This window comes from Rhizobium bangladeshense (genome assembly GCF_017357245.1).
Taxonomy (GTDB): Bacteria; Pseudomonadota; Alphaproteobacteria; order Rhizobiales; family Rhizobiaceae; genus Rhizobium; species Rhizobium bangladeshense.
Map to the genome: position 1 here is coordinate 3,139,938 of NZ_CP071612.1, position 17,574 is coordinate 3,157,511.

At 62.0% G+C, this 17,574-nt stretch carries 16 protein-coding genes; 10 read left to right on the plus strand and 6 right to left on the minus strand.

Annotation, left to right across the window (positions count from 1 at the left end; genetic code table 11):
• The first annotated feature begins 209 nt into the window (after window positions 1–209).
• Entirely contained in the window at window positions 210–1,142 is a 933-nt protein-coding gene (locus tag J2J98_RS15325; RefSeq protein WP_207601492.1) for an endonuclease/exonuclease/phosphatase family protein, read from the plus strand.
• Here J2J98_RS15325 and J2J98_RS15330 read toward each other — a convergent pair.
• A complete protein-coding gene (locus tag J2J98_RS15330; RefSeq protein ID WP_207601493.1) occupies window positions 1,098–3,011 on the minus strand; it encodes an ABC transporter ATP-binding protein in 1,914 nt (637 codons plus the stop codon). The genes J2J98_RS15325 and J2J98_RS15330 overlap by 45 nt on opposite strands.
• Before the next feature lie 162 nt (window positions 3,012–3,173).
• On the opposite strand from J2J98_RS15330, the gene J2J98_RS15335 reads away from it, so the two are divergent.
• Window positions 3,174–3,404: a hypothetical protein gene (locus J2J98_RS15335; protein WP_064705755.1), complete on the plus strand. Its 231-nt coding sequence runs from the start codon at window positions 3,174–3,176 to the stop codon at window positions 3,402–3,404.
• 105 nt (window positions 3,405–3,509) lie between these two features.
• Here the strand turns inward: J2J98_RS15335 and J2J98_RS15340 are convergent, their stop codons facing one another.
• Entirely contained in the window at window positions 3,510–5,366 is a 1,857-nt protein-coding gene (locus tag J2J98_RS15340) for an ABC transporter ATP-binding protein (RefSeq protein ID WP_207601494.1), read from the minus strand.
• A gap of 384 nt (window positions 5,367–5,750) precedes the next feature.
• Between J2J98_RS15340 and J2J98_RS15345 the strand changes: the two genes are divergently transcribed.
• Window positions 5,751–6,212, plus strand: a complete 462-nt coding sequence (locus J2J98_RS15345) for a tRNA (cytidine(34)-2'-O)-methyltransferase (protein ID WP_064705757.1) — start codon at window positions 5,751–5,753, stop codon at window positions 6,210–6,212.
• A 196-nt stretch (window positions 6,213–6,408) separates the two neighbouring features.
• Window positions 6,409–8,055 (plus strand): Na/Pi cotransporter family protein, encoded by a 1,647-nt coding sequence (locus J2J98_RS15350; RefSeq protein ID WP_207601495.1) that lies wholly within the window; start codon window positions 6,409–6,411, stop codon window positions 8,053–8,055.
• Between the two features lie 3 nt (window positions 8,056–8,058).
• On the opposite strand, the gene J2J98_RS15355 is transcribed toward J2J98_RS15350, so the two are convergent.
• Complete coding sequence (locus tag J2J98_RS15355) at window positions 8,059–8,319, minus strand: hypothetical protein (protein ID WP_064705759.1); 261 nt, start codon at window positions 8,317–8,319, stop codon at window positions 8,059–8,061.
• A gap of 177 nt (window positions 8,320–8,496) precedes the next feature.
• Here J2J98_RS15355 and hemF point away from each other — a divergent pair, with 177 nt between their 5' ends.
• The 3 genes from hemF to J2J98_RS15370 all read left to right on the plus strand — a co-directional run bounded on the left by hemF (window position 8,497) and on the right by J2J98_RS15370 (window position 10,071).
• Window positions 8,497–9,408, plus strand: a complete 912-nt coding sequence (gene hemF / locus J2J98_RS15360) for an oxygen-dependent coproporphyrinogen oxidase (protein ID WP_207601496.1) — start codon at window positions 8,497–8,499, stop codon at window positions 9,406–9,408.
• A gap of 101 nt (window positions 9,409–9,509) precedes the next feature.
• Window positions 9,510–9,773: a hypothetical protein gene (locus J2J98_RS15365; protein WP_064705761.1), complete on the plus strand. Its 264-nt coding sequence runs from the start codon at window positions 9,510–9,512 to the stop codon at window positions 9,771–9,773.
• Window positions 9,774–9,885: 112 nt separating this feature from the next.
• Window positions 9,886–10,071, plus strand: coding sequence for a DUF1059 domain-containing protein (locus J2J98_RS15370; RefSeq protein WP_064706142.1), 186 nt, complete (start codon window positions 9,886–9,888; stop codon window positions 10,069–10,071).
• Window positions 10,072–10,140: 69 nt separating this feature from the next.
• Here J2J98_RS15370 and J2J98_RS15375 read toward each other — a convergent pair whose 3' ends face one another.
• Genes J2J98_RS15375 through J2J98_RS15385 form a run of 3 tightly spaced genes read right to left on the minus strand, consistent with a single transcriptional unit; the run spans window position 10,141 to window position 12,661 of the window.
• Entirely contained in the window at window positions 10,141–11,394 is a 1,254-nt protein-coding gene (locus tag J2J98_RS15375; RefSeq protein WP_207601497.1) for a CCA tRNA nucleotidyltransferase, read from the minus strand.
• On the minus strand, window positions 11,391–12,041 hold the full coding sequence (locus J2J98_RS15380) for a CoA pyrophosphatase (RefSeq protein WP_064705763.1): 651 nt from the start codon (window positions 12,039–12,041) through the stop codon (window positions 11,391–11,393). Before J2J98_RS15380 ends, J2J98_RS15375 begins: the two co-directional genes overlap by 4 nt.
• A complete protein-coding gene (locus tag J2J98_RS15385) occupies window positions 12,038–12,661 on the minus strand; it encodes a DUF1285 domain-containing protein (RefSeq protein ID WP_207601498.1) in 624 nt (207 codons plus the stop codon). The genes J2J98_RS15380 and J2J98_RS15385 overlap by 4 nt, the downstream gene beginning before the upstream one ends.
• A gap of 158 nt (window positions 12,662–12,819) precedes the next feature.
• Between J2J98_RS15385 and J2J98_RS15390 the strand changes: the two genes are divergently transcribed.
• Genes J2J98_RS15390 through J2J98_RS15400 form a run of 3 tightly spaced genes read left to right on the plus strand, consistent with a single transcriptional unit; the run spans window position 12,820 to window position 17,574 of the window.
• Window positions 12,820–13,830 (plus strand): AAA family ATPase, encoded by a 1,011-nt coding sequence (locus J2J98_RS15390; protein WP_064705765.1) that lies wholly within the window; start codon window positions 12,820–12,822, stop codon window positions 13,828–13,830.
• A gap of 13 nt (window positions 13,831–13,843) precedes the next feature.
• Window positions 13,844–14,764 carry a DUF58 domain-containing protein gene (locus J2J98_RS15395; RefSeq protein ID WP_207601499.1) on the plus strand — a complete coding sequence of 307 codons (921 nt, stop codon included), beginning with the start codon at window positions 13,844–13,846 and terminating at the stop codon, window positions 14,762–14,764.
• The gene (locus J2J98_RS15400) at window positions 14,761–17,574 is read left to right on the plus strand and encodes a DUF4159 domain-containing protein (RefSeq protein WP_207601500.1); all 2,814 of its coding nucleotides are present in this window, start codon (window positions 14,761–14,763) and stop codon (window positions 17,572–17,574) included. The genes J2J98_RS15395 and J2J98_RS15400 overlap by 4 nt, the downstream gene beginning before the upstream one ends.

The window sequence follows — 17,574 nt, forward strand, 5'->3', positions numbered from 1 at the left end:
CGGCCATAGACTCCCCGGTAATCCGGCGCGTTCTAAGCTTGATCGCAAATTATGTCCAGCCTTGACAAGGGGATGTGGGCACAATGTCGCGGGAAATTTCCGATGAACTTTTTAAGGCAAATACCCACTTGCCGTTATGCTGCATTGCAACAAAAAAGCTGGCATGATAGGCGCAGTCGCAGCCAAGCCAGCAAGCCGGACCGAAGCGGATGAGAGACACGATTTTTTGCGTATTCAGCGTCCTCACGACCCTTGTCCTCGCCATTATCTCTCTGCGCTACGTCAAAGATTTCTATCTGCTTTCCTTCTTTTACAGCTTCCAACTCCACCTGGCGCTGGCCGCAGCGGTCGCTTCCGTCGCGGCCTTTCTCGTCAAACGGCATTGGTACGCGTTGCTGACGCTCGGCGTGTCGGTGATGCTCGCCGTCCATGGTGTCGTGATGGCGCGTGAATTCGTAGAACCCGCCATCGACGAGCGCCGCCCTGTTCTCTTCCGGCTTATGTCCTTCAACATCGAGAATGATAATTTCGCAAACGGCCGTGATATCGCCGACATGGTCATCGCCTCTGGCGCCGATGTCGTCAACATCCTCGAGGCCGAGCCGCTGCTGTCCGAACTGCCGCGGCTCTTGCAGACCTATCCTTATTACGTCGGCTGCGGCATCGGCATGGAGCAATGCGATACGCTCGTCTTGTCGAAGCGCCCTCTCATCGAGCCCCACATCCGCAACCTCGGGCTCCTCTGGCGCAACCGGCTGACGATCTCGACGATCGATTTCGACGGCCGGAAGGTCAATTTCCTCGCCGCGCACCTGACCAAGCCCTATTACGATGAATTCCACGGCCTTGAAATCGAAGATCTCGCCGAGCTTATCCCTTCGCTGCCGGGACCGCTCGTGCTTGCCGGCGACTTCAACACCTCGATTCTGGCTCCTGACATGCAGTATCTCATGCGCAGCCAGGGCTTGGGTACGGTGTCGCTGGAACCAGCCACGTGGCCGATCATCGCCGGCCCCTTCGGTATTGCGATCGATCACGTTTTCAGCAAAGCGCCCCTACGGCTGAAATCGGTCCGCCGCATCCCGAACAGTTTCGGATCAAACCATTTTGGCCTGATGGCGGATTTCGCCATCGATCCTTGAGGCCTGGCCTCCGTCGGACGCGAGGAAGCCGCCGGACTGGCGTGCCCAGAGTTCGGCGTAGAGCCCGCCGCGGCGAAGCAGCTCGTCGTGGCTACCCTCCTCGATGATCCGACCAAGATCGACCACGATCAGCCGGTCGAGGGCGGCGATCGTCGACAGCCGGTGGGCGATTGCAAGCACCGTCTTGCCCTCCATGATCCGGTGGAGATTGGACTGGATCGCTTCCTCCACTTCCGAATCGAGCGCCGACGTCGCTTCGTCGAGCACGAGGATCGGGGCGTCCTTCAGCATGACCCTGGCAATGGCGATGCGCTGCCGCTGGCCGCCCGACAGTTTGACGCCGCGTTCGCCGACATGCGCGTCGAAGCCTCTACGGCCCTGCTGATCCTGCAGGCGCGAGATGAAGTCGATGGCTTCGGCGCGCCTGGCCGCCTCGACCAGCCGCTCCTCGCCGGCATCCGGCCGTCCGAACAGGATATTGTCGCGCACCGAACGATGCAGCAGCGACGTGTCCTGGCTGACAACGCCGATCTGCATCCTGAGCGATTCCTGGGTCACGGCCGATATATCCTGGCCGTCGACGAGGATGCGCCCCTCCTGGAGGTCATAGAGACGCAGCAGCAGGTTCATCAACGTCGATTTTCCCGCGCCCGAACGGCCAACGATCCCGACCTTTTCGCCCGGGCGGATGGTCAGGGAGAAATTCTCGACAATCGGCTGCTGGCCTTTGCCGTAGCGGAAGGAAACATTGTCGAAACGGATGCCTGGCTGCCGGATCGCCAGGCTCTTTGCATCGGGCCGATCGACAAGCCCGAGCGGCTGCGAGATCAGTTCCGCGGCGTTCTGGATGGTGCCGAGATTGCGCATGATCCCGTTGAATTGCGTCATCAGCCGCCCGAGCAGGAAATTCAGCCGGAGCACCAATGCAAGCGAGAATGCCACCGCGCCCGAGCTGACGAGGCCGCGCAGCCAGAGATCGACGCTCAATCCCGCCATCGTTACGATCATCAGGCCGGAGAGCAGCGCCATCGAGGCCCTCACACCGGTGATGAACCGCGTGAAGCGCAGCACCGTATCCTGGTAGATGTCGAAGCCCTGCCGCATGTATCGATCGCTCTCCTCGTCGCGTGCAAACAGCTTCAGTGTCTGCATGTTGCTGTAAGAATCGACCATCCTGCCGTTCAGCATCGATCCGGCTTCCGCGGTTTCGCGGGAGTGATAACGGATGCGCGGGACGAAATGGCGAGCGAGCAGGCTGAAAGCGCCGAGCCAGAACAGCACGACGGCTGCGAGCGAAAAATCCAGCCGGGCGACGAGCGCGATCGTGGTTGCGGCATAAATGCCGACAAACCACACGCTTTCCATCAGCGAAGTGACGAGATCGCCGGTCGCCTGCCCTGCCGACCAGACCTTGGTGACAATACGTCCGGAGAAATCGCTCTGAAAGAACGACAATGACTGTCGGGAGACATGGAGATAAGATTGCCAGCGTGCTAGATTATAGAAGCCGGGCGTGATCACCTGCTGGTCGACGAGCGCGATCAAGAAGGCGACGACGAAGCGCGCGACGCCGATGAGAGCGAGCATGCCGAACAGCTCGCCGCCATGGGCCGCGAGAAGGCCGCTCCAGCCGGCGCCGGGCGTGGTGCTGGCGAGAATATCGACCAGACGCCCAACGAACCAGAAGAGTGCGGCCTCGATTGCCGCCGACATGCCGCCGAGAATGAGCATGGCGATGAACGGCATCTTCGCCTGGCCGATGTAGAACCAGATGAATCCGAGAGTAGCGCGCGGCGGCTGCAAGTTGTCGCGTGGGCGGAAAGGATCGATCCAGGTTTCGAACAGGCGGAAGACGGGTCGCAGAAACATGGAAGCGATATAGGCGGATTGAGAGGAGCGGCAAAGGGAATGATAAGCGGACGCAACCTTATATTTTGGTAATCAACGATAACATCGGCGGCATCGCCATTGACTGCCCCCGAACCCGTCACAATCTGACGATAGGATCGCGCTTCACCGGAGAGAAGGCTCATGGAAACGAAAATGCTCGATGCGCATATTCCGCTTCCGCTTGCAGAAAGGTTGGATGCCCTGGCTCTCGACCTGGCGCTGCCGCGCGACGTGATCGTCACCGATGCCATCGCCGCCTGGCTCGACAGCGAGGAGCGCCGCCGCATCGTGACGCTGCGCACGATCGCAGCCGCCAACACCATCATCGTCGTCGAACATGACCGCGTGATCGACTGGGCCGACAGTCTTTAAAGATTGGGCCGACAGGACCGGCGCCGGTCCTGGACATTCATCTGGCGAGCACAGATCTTAGTCATAAATGGCAAGCCCTTCCCGACTACGCCGAGAGGGCTTCTCTCATTCCGCAGCCTCTTCCGCCTCTTCGGCGTGATCAGAGAGGAAGCCGCCGGACTGGCGGTTCCAGAGGTCGGCGTAGATGCCGCCGGTTCCGATCAGTTCGGCGTGCGAACCGGCCTCGATGATCCTGCCCTTGTCGAGCACGATCAGCCGGTCCATCTCCGTCAACGTCGAAAGCCGGTGGGCGATCGCGATCACCGTCTTGCCTTCCATCAGAGCGAAGAGGTTTTCCTGGATCGCCGCCTCGACCTCCGAATCGAGCGCCGATGTCGCCTCATCGAGCACCAGGATCGGCGCGTCCTTCAGGAACACGCGGGCGATCGCGATACGCTGGCGCTGGCCGCCGGAGAGCTTGACGCCGCGTTCGCCGACCTGCGCGTCGAGCCCCTGGCGGCCCTGCATGTCGACGAGGCCTTCGATGAACTCCCAGGCATTGGCGCGCTTGGCGGCCTCGATCACTTCGGCGTCGCTCGCCTCCGGCCGGCCATAGGCGATGTTGTCGCGGATCGAGCGGTGCAGCAGCGAGGTGTCCTGCGTCACCACGCCAATCAGCGAACGCAGGCTCTCCTGCGAGACGCCCGATATATCCTGCCCGTCGATCGTGATGCGGCCCGCCTCCAGATCGTAGAAACGCAACAGCAGGTTCATCAGCGTCGTCTTGCCGGCGCCGGAGCGACCGACCAGGCCGACTTTCTCGCCGGCCTTGATATCGAGCGAGAGATTGTCGATAACACCCTTGCCCTTGCCATAGTGGAAGCGGATGCGATCGTAATGGATCGCCCCCTTCTTTGCCGTCATCGCGGGCGCATTCGGCTTGTCGATGATGTCGTGCTGCTTGCTCATCATCTCCATGCCGTCATAGACCGTGCCAATATTCTCGAACAGCGCCGAGACTTCCCACATGATCCACTGCGACATGCCGTTGACGCGCATGGCAAGACCGATGGCGATGGCGATCGCGCCGACGGAGATCGCCCCGTTCAGCCAAAACCAGATCGACATGCCCGAGACGACGAAAAGCGCGAGGCAGTTGTTCACATAAACGCTTATATGAAACAGCGTTACCTTGCGCATCTGCGTGTGCACGGTCTGCAGGAACTCGTCCATGCCCTGCTTGGCATAGATCTCCTCGCGTCCCGCGTGCGAGAACAGCTTGACGGTCGCGATGTTCGTATAGCTGTCGACCACGCGGCCCGTCATCATCGAGCGCGCATCCGCCTGCTGGGCCGCGATCTTGCGAAGCCGCGGCACGAAATAAGAGACAATGCTGACATAGACGGCGAGCCAGACGAGGATCGGGATCATCAGTCGCCAATCGGCCGCCGCGATCACGATGATCATCGTCAGGAAATAACTGACGACGTAGACGAAGACGTCGAGGATCTTCATCACAGTTTCGCGCACGGCAAGCGACGTCTGCATCACCTTGGTAGCGACGCGCCCGGCAAACTCGTTGGCGAAGAACGACATGCTGTGGCGCAGCAGGAAGCGGTGCATCTGCCAGCGCGCCATCATCGGATAATTGCCGAGCAGCATCTGGTGCATGATGAGGGAATCGAGCCCGGCCGCCAGCGGCAAGCCCACAAGCACCAGCGCCCCCATCCAAAACAGCTTGTAGCCTTCCGTCTGCAGGAAGGTTGAACGATCGGCATTAGTCAGCCAGTCGACAATATCGCCCAGGAACTGGAAGAGCGCCACTTCGCCGATGGCGATCAGCGAAGTCAGCACCGCCATCAGGCCGAGCCAGGGCGCCGCCGGCTTGCTGTAATGCCAGCAGAAGGCAAAGAGGCCTTTCGGAGGAGCCGCGGGCTCCTCGCTCGGAAAGGGATTGAGTCGCTGTTCGAACCAGCCAAACATGAAATTGCTCCGAAACACCAGCGTTCCGGCTCCCGGCTTTGCGCCATCTCAGCGCCATGCAAGCACATATGGGAACCGGACGTTCAAGGGGCGAGGCTGAAACAGCCGCGCGATGGATCAAAAGGGAAGTTTTAGAAAGAAGCCCGCTCTAGCGGCGCCATGTCACCTTGACCGGCATCACGGCGGGAAAGCGCATATTGAGCAAAATATTCATGTGGCCCTCCCTGCTGGCGTTGGAAGAGGTGCATGCATAACGCGAAAACCGCGAAATTTCTAGGCCTTTACGGATATACATCGAACGTTTTCGGGCCAAACCGCGCCCCGTTGCGCCGAAATCACAGTTGTATTAGGCCTCCCGCGTCGAAAAGAATAGGCGGCGCCTCAATGACAGATCTCAGACTGGCACTCTACCAGCCGGACATTCCCGGCAATACCGGCACGATCCTGCGCCTTGCCGCGTGCCTCGGTTTTGCCGTCGATTTGATCGAGCCCGCCGGCTTCGACGTCTCCGACCGCAACCTGAAACGATCGGGAATGGATTATATCGCCGCCGCCGCGCTGACCCGCCATGTCAGCTGGGACCGCTTCGAGGCGTGGCGCGCCACGGCCGGCCGCCGCCTGATCCTCGCCTCCACCAAGGCTGCGGATCGCTATACCGACTTCGCCTTCCATTCTGATGACATCCTGCTTTTCGGGCGCGAAAGCGCCGGCGTGCCGGACCACGTTCATGAGAGAGCCGACGCCAGGATCTTGATCCCGATGGTCGATGGCCAGCGCTCACTCAACGTCGCGGTCGCGTCAGCCATGATCGTCGGTGAGGCGATGCGCCAGACCCTGTGGGCTTGATTGGCCCCGCCTACAAGCGATTGCCGATTAACCGGCGAGTGTCGGAAATCGACATTGCCAATCGGTCAATCCGGCGTATATTTAATTAGCCGGGAAACCAAAAGTCTCGCGCGATCCTCGGAAATTCAATGGCTTGTGGAGAACCGCCTCAGGCCACCGCAGCTCTAGGCTAAAAGAAAGCAGAATAAAACAAGAAATGGATTCCACGATCATCATGATCAACCTGTTCGGAGCCGTGGCACTGCTGCTGTTCGGCCTCGCGCAAGTGAAGGACGGGGTGTCCAGAGCCTTCGGCGCCCGGCTGAGAACGGGGTTGGCGACCGGCACACGGGGCAGCGCTCGTTCATTCTTGTCGGGTCTCGTGGCGACCGTCGCGTTGCAGAGCTCGACCGCAACGGCGCTGATGACCGCCTCCTTTGTCGAACGTGATCTCATCAAGCCGCGCATGGCGCAGATTGTCCTGCTCGGCGCCAATGTCGGCACTGCGATCACCGCCTGGATCGTCGCCACCGGCATCGAATGGCTCTCACCTTTACTTATCCTCGCTGGTATCGTGCTTTGCCGCGGCCCTTCCAACACCAGCAAGGGCGGCGGGATAGCGCTTGTCGGGGTCGGGCTGATGCTGCTCTCGCTGCATCTTCTTAGCCTTGCGACGGAGCCGATGCGTGACTCTCCCGCCCTAGCTGCCTTCATCAGCCTGCTGGGCGGCGCCCTGCCCGTGGCGCTCCTCTTCTCGGCAGCGCTCGCGTTCGTCTCTTCGTCAAGCCTCGCGGTCGTAGTACTCATCCTATCGATCGCGTCGACCGGGCTCATCTCCGCAGAACTCGTTATTGTGTTGGTACTTGGCGCCAATCTCGGCGGCGCAATACCGCCTGTTGTTGCGACATTGTCCGGGCCGGTCTCGGCACGACGCGTCACCCTCGGCAATCTCGCCGTTCGCACGCTCGGCTGTTTCATCGTCCTGCCGCTGGTGGGCTATGGTGCCGAACTTATCCGGATGCTGCCTTTCGGTCCGGCGAAGCTGCCGGTTGACGCTCATCTGGCTTTCAATCTTCTGCTTGCCGCGCTCGCCTGGCCCTTCTCACGATCGATCGCCGTATTGATGGCTCGGCTAGTGCCAGATCAGCCGGAGCCTGAGGACGCTCCGAAATATCTTGACGCGCAGGAACTTTCGACGCCGGTCATTGCCCTTGCCAGCGCCACTCGGGAAGTGCTCGGCATAGGAGATCTCATCGAGCGCATGCTGATGCGGGTTTCCGACGCCTTCGAACGGAACGACGCATCCAAGCTTGCCGAGATTGCAGCCCTCGAAGAGCGTGTCGACCGGCTGCAGCAGGCGGTGAAGGTCTACCTCTCGAAGCTCGGCCGCGAAGGCCTCAGCGACGAAAACGGCCGCCGCACCATTGTCGTTATCGACTATGCCATCAATCTCGAACATATGGGCGACATCATCGAGAAGGGTCTGGCGGAACAAGTGACAAAGAAGATTTCGCTCGGACTGAGATTTTCCGAAGACGGCCACCAGGAACTGCGCAAGCTGTTCGATCTGACAATCGATAACTTGCGGGTCGCCCAGACAATTTTCGTCACCCGCGATTTCAATCTCGCGCGCCAAATGATGGAAACGAAAGTCGAGGTCCGCCGCATGGAGAAGCAGTCGGCCGAACACCATCTCGAACGTCTGCGTGACGGACGTGCCGACAGCCTTCAGACAAGCTCGCTGCATCTCGACATGCTGCGCGATTTGAAGCGCATCAACGCCCACATCGTCTCGGTTGCGCACCCGATCATGGATGAAAGCGGATTGCTGATTGAAAGCCGCGTGCGGACTGCCGCGGAATGACGGTCAGTCGGCCGAAGGCAGGCGGCGCATGGTGAATTCGATCCGGTCGCCGTCGAGCTGGCGCCAGCTCTCCACTTCGGTCCAATAGGCTGCTTTTGGGTACTCGTCGAACCATTCGCGTGCCTTTGCGCGTGCGTCGATGAGGCCGAGACAATATGTCTCGCGTACAAAATGGTCTTTCCTGCGGGTAGGATTTTCTGCCCGGTGTTTCGCCATTCTGCGCTTCAGGCCGTCGAAGGACGGAGGTCCTGGAATTTTTGCCATCAAACCTACCTCTTCGGAAAAGGTAGTACCGAAATACTTGATTTGCGAGTCGAATCTTGAATGCGCTGGCCGGGCTCACCTCGGCTTGGCGAGGGCCGCCGCCACCTGCTAGATGTGGCGAGCAACGAGGAATGAGCGAGTCGTGTCCTTACAGGATGCCGGCCGCGGAGGCGTGACATGGAAAGACCGGAACTGCCGATCGGCTTGCCTGACGACATCGAGGAAAAGAAGGCGGCCGCCCGCAGGTGGTTCGAGGGGCTGCGCGATACGATCTGCGCCTCCTTCGAAGCCCTCGAAGACGAGTTGCAAGGTCCGCTTTCAGATCAGGAGCCCGGCCGCTTCGTAGCCAAGGATTGGTCGCGTGAAAACGACGCCGGCGGCGGTGGCCGCATGTCGATGATGGAGGGCCGCGTCTTCGAGAAGGTCGGGGTCCACACCTCCACCGTCCACGGCGAATTCTCTCATGACTTTCGCGCTCAGATACCTGGCGCCAAGGACGATCCGCGTTTCTGGGCGTCGGGCATCTCGCTGATCGCCCATCCAGTGAACCCAAACGTTCCGGCCGTGCATATGAACACCCGCATGGTAGTCACGACTAGCCGCTGGTTTGGCGGCGGCGCCGACCTGACGCCGGTGCTGTCGCGCCGCCGCACGCAGGATGACGAGGACAGCCAGCTCTTTCACAAGGCCATGGAGATCGCCTGCCGCAATCACGCCGTCGCCGACTACGACGCCTACAAGGCCTGGTGCGACGAATATTTCTTCCTGAAGCACCGCAATGAGCCCCGCGGCATCGGCGGCATCTTCTATGATTGGCTGCATTCGAGCGAGGACGCCGGCGGCTGGGACGCGGATTTCGCCTTCACGCGCGATGTCGGCAGGGCTTTCGCCATGGTCTATCCGAAGATCGTCCGTTCCAACTTCAACAAGCAGTGGACCGAAGCCGATCGCGACGAACAATTGATCCGCCGAGGCCGCTATGTCGAATTCAATCTGCTGTATGATCGCGGCACGATCTTCGGCCTGAAGACGGGCGGCAATGTCGAATCCATTCTCTCATCGCTGCCTCCGGTCGTTCGCTGGCCGTGAGACTGTAAAATCTCATCGATAATTCGACTGAGGGACCTTCATAAAAATTCAGTGAGTCCTAACTTTATGTGTACGTGCGTAACAATCGGAGGAGGATTGTCATGACGACACAAAGCGGCTCGCCTGCGTCCACGGATGTCCAGGAAACGCTCCGTGCGGTCGACACACCGGAGTTCCTAATCCGTATTGCCGAGAAACTGCGGGCCAAGAGTGGCTCCGATCTGCCCCTGTGCTGCTTCATCGAGCAGGTCAAGCTGCAGCTGGCCGGCGGAAAGACGCCGGAGGATCTGCAGAATGAGGCGGCCAACAACAACCTGCCCGGCCACCTCTCGGAAACCTACAAAGCCTGGGCGATGCCCGATTGAACCACCCTCTCCGGTCGCCACCTCCTGCCGGCCGGAACCTTCTCTTCGCACGTACATTTCATCAATCCGTGAAAGCGCGATGGCCGTTGCGTTTCAGACAGAGGAGAAAACCATGCGACTTTTCGAATGCGGCACCCTCGTTCCCGGCTGCGCCTGGCACACCCGGGCGGATAATGACGCAGAAGTGGTTCGCCGCGCCGTGGAGCACCTGAGGACTGCTCACGGCGAAACGACCATACGCGAGAACATGGTTGATAACATCAAGGCTCGCATCCGCGACGAAGCCACCGCCGCCTGAGGGCCGGTGCCTGGGTCCTGATGCCGACGGACTACAGCAGCGCTGCATCACCGATGCGACGCGGTATCGCTATCGCGTATGTTCCTGCAGCCGGGCGAGCAGCGTCGCCCGGTCGGAGGCGAAGTTTTCCTCCACCCACTGATTTTCCAGCACCGCTAGCAACTCGCCAACGCGAGGACCGGATGCGATGCCCGCCGCAATCACATCGCCGCCATTCACCGGAAACTGCGGTTTCTTCCAGGTCGTGGCCTTATCCAGGAGCTTGCCGAGTCGCGCCGAGCGTGCCATTTCGCCAAGATCGACCTCAGCCTTGCCGCGCGAAACGCCAAGCGCCAGCTTCAGCCGCGTCACGATGCCGTCGGGACCGTTGCGGTAAAGCAGCCGTTCGAAGGCGGCCGGCGAGAGTTCGTCGTTGACCGGCGCCTCTATTGCCCAGGCCTTGAGAGCGGCCGCTTCCGCATTGGAGAGTTTCAGCCGGGCCGCAAGCGCCTCCAGCCGAACCGCATCGGGCGGCACGATTGCCGCAAGGCGCAGCAGCGGGTCGGGCCCCCAGCCGAGCGCCTTTTCAGTAGCGACCAGAGAAGGGATGGCATCGATCCCCCAACGTTCCGATTCCGGCAGAATTTCCGTCAACACCGCCACTTGCCGCATCCAGAGAAGCGCCCGGCCTGGATCGGCGGCGCCGAGCAGTTTTCTGAGCTCCGACCAGACGCGTTCGGCCGACAGTGTCTTCAGTTTCGCACGCGCCGCCGCACAGGCCTTCAGACCCTGGGCGTCCGGCCGCCCGGAGCCGTAATAGGCAAAAAAGCGGAAGAAGCGAAGAATGCGCAGGTGGTCCTCGGCAATTCGCCTGGCGGCATCGCCGATGAAGCGGATGTTGCGCGTTTCGATATCGGCAAGTCCGCCGACGAGATCCACCACCTCGCCGTTGGCGTCGGCATAAAGCGCGTTGATTGTCAGGTCCCGCCGTTCGGCATCGGCCTTCCAATCGGTGCTGAAGGCGACCTTGGCGCGGCGCCCGTCGGTCTCGACGTCCGTACGCAGCGTCGTCACCTCGAAAGGCTTGCCATCGACGACGAGCGTCACCGTGCCATGCTGCAGGCCGGTCGGAACCGCCTTGACGCCGGCCGCTGCCGCCCGCTCCATCACGATCTCCGGTGTCAGCGTCGTGGCAATGTCGATATCGCTGACCGGTAGGCCCATCAGACTGTTGCGCACCGCGCCGCCGACCACACGCCCTTCCCCGCCGTCGTCATTGAGAAGCGCGAGGATCCGGCCGAGCGCCGGGTCGCGGAACCATGCTTGGTCGGCAATGCCGGTCATGCATAAAGCCTTTCGTAGAGTGTACGGACGATGCCTGCGGTGATGCCCCAGATCATCCTGGTTTCATAGGGCATGCGATAGAAATGCCGATCGATGCCGTCGATGACCCGCCTGTCGCGGCCATGATTGATCGGGTTCATCAGGAAGGAAAGCGGCACCTCGAAAACGTCGTCGACCTCGGCCGGATTCAGCGTCAGCGCGAAACCACGCTTGACGACACCGAGCACGGGCGTGATGCGGAAACCGGTCGAGGCGAGGTAGTTCGGCAGCCGCCCGACGGTTTCCACGAAGGAGCCGGAAAGGCCGATCTCCTCCTCCGTCTCGCGGATCGCCGCCATTTCGGGCGAGATATCGGCCGGATCAATCGAACCGCCGGGAAAGGCGATCTGGCCGGAATGCTTGCGCAGCGTCGTCGTGCGCTTGGTGAAGATTACACGCGCTTCCTCGCCGTCGTCGACGACAGGCACGAGCACCGCGGCATCCCGCAGCTTGAAGGTCGCCACCTCAGCCACGATGTCCGGATTGAGGACATGGTCGCCATGATCGCGCCAGGCATGGTCCACCGGTCCGCCATTTTGGTTGAGCGCACGGCGGCGGAATTCGGCTGCTGAGAACAGCGGATAACGTTGGGTGATCGCGTCGTTCATTGGCTGAGCGCATCCAATTCATCGGCCGGCATGACGGGGAAGACCTCGCCGGCGGAGCGGATCGCAAACGTCGCCTGCCCCTCCACGTCGAGGATCTCGCCGAGCGCGACCAGTTCATACATCACCGCGCGCGACACCAGCGCCTCCAGCCGCCCGCGCACATGCAGATAGGGTTTCAGTTCGGCATTATCGCCCGCAGTCGCAAAGCGCAGCCGGTGCTCTCCTCCCGCCTCCACGACATCGCCGACATTGGTGCGGAATGTCAGCACCTGGCGACCCTTGCGCACCGTTACGCTCATCTCGACGGCGATGAACGGCGCGTCGACGACCCTTATCCCGACCTTTTCCACAGGAGTCACGAGATAGGTCTTTTGATCCTCATCCCTCCGCAAGACGGTCGAAAACAGCCGCACCAGTGCCGGCCGGCCGATCGGCGTACCCATGTAGAACCAGGTGCCGTCGGCCCTGATCTCCATGTCAATATCGCCGCAGAACGGCGGATTCCATTGCTCGACGGGCGGCAGGCCGCGTTTTTTTCCGTTGTTTTCGGCAGACGCGCGCGAAATCAGCGCGGCAAGCCCCGCCGCATCCGCCTGTCTGCTGATTTCCTCGGCTGCCATTCTTCCGTCCCGGTTTGTCCTTAACGAAGTGAAGTCACGAGATAGTCATTTATAGCGAACTTGTCAGCCCGTCGCATCTCCATAACTCTATCGAGTATGAGGCAGATGTATAAGCCCGCCGATTCGCTGCCGAATGATTTCAGCCGTTGGAGATGCCCATGGGTATGATGAAGACCGAAGCCAGCCTCGATGAAAAGGCGATCGTCGCCGCCGCCGAGAAGGCGCTCTCCGATATCGCCGCCATCCGCGGGGAAGTCTCGAAGGTGATCTTCGGTCAGGAAAGCGTGGTCGAGAACACCATTCTCGCCGTGCTCTCCGGCGGCCACGCCCTGCTCGTCGGCGTCCCCGGCCTTGCCAAGACCAGGCTGGTGACGACGCTCGGTGAAGTGCTCGGCCTTGCCGCCAACCGCATCCAATTCACGCCGGACCTGATGCCTTCCGATATTCTGGGTTCGGAGGTTATGGACCAGGACGACAGCGGCCGCCGTTCCTTCCGTTTCGTCAAAGGACCGGTTTTCGCCCAGCTCTTGATGGCCGACGAAATCAACCGCGCCTCGCCGCGCACTCAGTCGGCGCTTCTGCAGGCGATGCAGGAATATCACATCACCATCGCCGGCCAGCGCTATGACCTGCCGGCTCCCTTCCATGTGCTCGCCACCCAGAACCCGCTGGAGCAGGAAGGCACCTACCCCCTGCCCGAGGCCCAGCTCGACCGCTTCCTGCTGCAAGTCGACGTCAACTATCCCGAGCTCGCCGCCGAGCGCCAGATCCTTCTCGAGACGACCGGCCTGGGGGAAACGCGGCCGAAAGCCATCATCGATGCACAGCGGCTGATCGAGATCCAGACCCTGGTGCGCCAGATGCCGGTAAGCGAGACGGTCGTCGACGCCATCCTTTCCCTGGTGCGCTCCGCCCGCCCAGGCCACGGCAATGCCTCGACCGACAAGAACGTCGCCTGGGGTCCAGGCCCGCGCGCCGGCCAGGCAATGATGCTTTGCGCGCGCGCCCGCTCGCTCTATGAAGGCCGCCTCGCGCCGTCTCTCGACGATGTCTTCGCGCTTGCCGAACCCATTCTCCAGCACCGCATGGCTCTGACTTTCGCCGCTCGCGCCGAAGGCATGTCGGTCCGCGACGTCGTCGCCGGACTGGTCAAGCAGGCAAAGGGATAAGGAAGCCGGACGCGTGGCATCTATCGGACAGACCGTCAACCCGACGTCAGGCAGCGATGCCCTTTCCCGCGCCAGGCAGCGGGCCGCCTTGATGCCGGATTGTCTGGTGGAAGCCAAGCGCATCGCCAACACGGTGATCGCTGGCTGGCACGGACGCCGCAAGCGCGGCATCGGCGAGAATTTCTGGCAGTTCCGACCCTATGCCGAGGGCGAGAGCCTGTTGCGAATCGATTGGCGCCGCTCAGCCCGCGACGACCATACCTATGTGCGCGAGCGCGAATGGGAGGCAGCGCACACCATCTGGCTATGGTGCGACATGTCGCCTTCGATGATGTACAAATCGAGCTACGGCAGCGTCTCCAAGGAAAGCCGGGCGCTGGTCGTCATGCTGGCGCTTGCCGAAATCCTCGCCCGCTCCGGCGAGCGCATCGGCTGCCCTGGCATCATGGAGCCCGCCTCCACCCGCAATGCCGCCGAACGCCTCGCAGCCGCGCTCGTGCACGCGCCGCTGACCGGTGGACTGCCGGAAACGGGAATGATCCGCGGCTGGAGCGATCTCGTGCTCATCGGCGATTTCCTCGACGACGCGCCGGCAATCATGGAGCGGCTCGGCCCGCTTGCCCGCCGCGGCCTGCACGGCCACGTAGTCGAGATATCAGACCCCGCCGAAGAGATATTTCCCTACAGCGGCCGCACCGAATTCACCGATCCGGAGACCGGGACCAAGCTCATCTCCGGCCGCGCCGAACACATCCGCGAGGCCTATCGCAACGCCTACCTCGCCCGCAGGGAGAGCCTAGGCCAGTCGCTGCGTCATCTCGGCTGGACCTTTACGACCCACCGCACCGATCATCTTGCCTCGGAAGCCCTGGTCGCGGTCCACATGTACCTGTCCGGCATGCCGGCCAAGGCAACGCATGGAGGGCTGCTATGAGCGCCCTTCCCTTCGCCTTCGCCTACCCCGCCATTCTCGGCGCCCTCATCGCTTTGCCGGTCATCTGGTGGCTGTTGCGGCTGACGCCGCCACGTCCCAAAACGGAAGTCTTTCCGCCGCTGAAGATCCTTGCCTCGGTTTTGAAGCGAGAGGAAACGCCGGCGCAGAGCCCCTGGTGGCTGACGCTGCTGCGCATGCTGCTCGCCGCCATCATCATCCTTGCGATTGCCGATCCGGTCTTCAATCCGCGCACCAATTCGCTCGCATCGAGCGGCCCGCTCGTCCTCTTCGTCGACAACAGCTGGGCGGCGGCGCCCGATTGGGAGCGTCGCATCCAAACCGCCGACGCGCTGGTGGACGATGCTGAATCCGCCGGCATGCCGGTGTCGATCACTTTCACCGCCGACCCTACCAACGACGCCGTACCGGGCACGGCAGCGAACGCCCGCGACAAGTTGCGCGCGACCGAACCGCGGCCGCTGGTCCCGGACCGCGAGCGCGCCTTTCAGGCGCTGCGGGCGGCCCTGAACGGCGTCAAGCCGGGCACTCTCGCCTTCTTGACCGACGGTGCCGCCGCAAAGACCGATGACGCGACGGTGCGCAGGCTAGCCGAGCTCCAGCCCGCCGATCTGCGCCTGATCGAAGGTGATGCCACGAAGACGGTTGCCGTCACCGCGGCTAACAATGCGGCCGACGCCATGACCGTCAAGGTCACACGGCTCGACAGTTCGCGCCCCGCATCCGTGGCGTTGAACGCCGTCGATGCCCAGGGCCGCTCGATCGCCAACGGCAGGGCAGATTTCCGCCCCGGTCAGAGCGTCGCCACAAGTTCGATCACGGCTCCCTTCGAGATGCGTAACGATTTCGCGCGGATCAGCGTCGACAGCGGCGCGACGGCCGGCGCGGTCCACCTTCTCGACGACGCATTCAAGCGCCGACGTGTCGTGCTGTTGTCCGGCACCGGAGCCGATGAATTCCAACCGCTGCTCTCGCCGCTCTACTACATCCAGCGGGCGCTGCAGCCCTATGCTGATCTCATCCAGCCCACGGATTCCGATCTGGCCGTCGCGATACCGAAACTTCTCGTCAGCAACCCCTCAATCATCATCATGGCCGATATCGGCCGCCTGCCGGAGGAGACCTACGAGCCTCTGACACGCTGGATATCGAACGGCGGCATGCTCCTGCGTTTCGCCGGCCCGCGCATGGCGGCGGCCCCCGCCGACGATCCGCTCATTCCGGTCATCCTGCGCCAGGGAGAACGTGCGCTGGGCGGCACCCTGTCCTGGAGCGAACCGCAGTCGCTTGCCGAATTTCCAAGCATAGGGCCATTCGCGGGCATACCGCGTCCTGTCGATGTCGTCGTCAAACGGCAGGTGCTCGCCGAGCCGACACCCGACCTTGCTGAACGCACCTGGGCAAGCCTTGCCGACGGCACGCCGCTGGTCACGATGAAGCAGCTCGCATCCGGCCAGATCGTCCTCTTCCACGTCACCGCGGAAGCGACCTGGTCCGATCTGCCGATCTCGGGCACTTTCGTCGATATGCTGCGCCACCTCCTTCAGATATCGCGCTCGGGCGGCGTGACGTCGGAGACGCGCGGCAATGCGCGTGTCTCGGAAAGCCTGCCGCCATTCCGCATGCTGACGGCAAAGGGCACGCTCGTCTCCGAGACGGGTTCGGCGCGGCCGCTCATTCCGAAAGCCGGAGTTGAGCCGACGGCGAATTTCGACAACCCGCCCGGGCTCTACGGCTCCGAGGACGGTTTCACCTCCTTGAACGTGCTGCCGGATAACGCTGAATTGAAACCGCTTGACGCGACGGGGATAAATGCGGTGCGCGAAGGCCTGATCGGCGGCGAAAGCTGGTCGGCAAAACCTGCGCTTTTTCTCGCGGCCTTTCTGCTGCTTCTAGCCGATAGCCTGATTGTGCTTTTCATGAACGGCGCCTTCTCGCGATCGCGCCCCGCCGGCCGTATGGCAACGATGATCGCGATCGCAGTCGCGGCAGGCTTTCTTGCCCAGCCCGGCACGCTTCACGCCGACGACTCCCGGCCTGGCGACGATCTCATCCTGCAGCGGCTTGACAATACGCATCTTGCCTACGTCGTCACCGGCGAGCAGGAGGTCGACAATATATCCGAGCGCGGCCTTGAGGGACTGACCCAGTTCCTGACCTTCCGCACGACGCTGGAACCGGCGCCGCCTGTGGGTCTCGATCTCACCAAGGACGAGCTCTCCTTCTATCCGATCATCTATTGGCCGGTGTCGGCAACGGCGCCGATGCCGTCATCGGCGGCGATCAGCCGTATCGACGCCTATATGCGCAATGGCGGCACGGTGCTTTTCGACACGCGTGACCAGATCAGCGCCCTGGACAATGGCGGGAATGTCAGTGCCAATGGCGAGAGGCTGCAGGCAATCCTTGCCAATCTCGACATCCCGCCGCTCGAGCCGGTGCCATCAGATCATGTGCTGACGAAATCCTTCTATCTTCTGTCGAGCTTTCCCGGTCGTTATGCCGGCAGCGCCCTATGGATCGAGGCACGTCAGGGCGGTCGCGAGCCGAGCGAAAAATCGGCAGCGACGGCCGATGGCGTTTCGCCGATCCTCATCACCGGTAATGATTTTGCCGGCGCCTGGGCCGTCGATGCCAACGGGGTCCCGATCCTGCCGACAGTGCCCTCGGATGAAGCGCAGCGTGAATATGCCTACCGCGCCGGCGTCAACATCATGATGTACATGCTGACCGGCAATTACAAAACCGACCAGGTTCATGTTCCCGACCTCCTCGAACGGTTAGGACAGTGA